Below are 460 nucleotides of genomic sequence, written 5' to 3' on the forward strand. Positions count from 1 at the left end.
GTGAGGTTGGGTGCGGTGATGCCATCGATGGTCTGCGACGCACCGGTGGAAAAGCCTTCGAAGCCGGCGCGGTAGCGGAAGAAATTGTTCCAGCTCAAGCCCAGAGCGGGAATTTCGGTGCGGGTGCTCAGGCGTGCACTCCACGGGCGCAGGAACTGCGTGGCGGGCAGCTCGTAGCGGTACATCAGCTTGCCGTCCAGGCGTACCAGCTCGAACATGTCGTCGCTGTCTTCGTAGCTGTTGTAGTTGCGCTTGACGTCGGTGTAGTCAGCCGAAAGCTGGAAGCTGTTGCGCGTGCCCAGCACCTCCCAGGGCCGCTGCGAAGCGACCGACAGGGTCCAGATCTCCGCATCGCTGCGGCCTTCGTTGGTGTATTCGAAGGTGTTGAGGTTGTAGAGGGTGCGATCGGGACCGTCGACCTTGCGGCGCAGGATGTCTTTGCGTGTGGCACGGTTGACGT

General features: G+C 62.0%; 1 protein-coding gene. It reads right to left on the reverse strand.

Features of this window, described 5'->3' with window-relative positions:
• On the reverse strand, positions 1-460 hold a 460-nt coding region (locus DCS98_RS22605; RefSeq protein ID WP_206340414.1), incomplete at both ends, for a hypothetical protein.

It is taken from the genome of Blastococcus litoris (assembly GCF_003075095.1).
In the GTDB taxonomy this organism is placed as follows: domain Bacteria; phylum Actinomycetota; class Actinomycetes; order Mycobacteriales; family Geodermatophilaceae; genus Blastococcus_B; species Blastococcus_B litoris.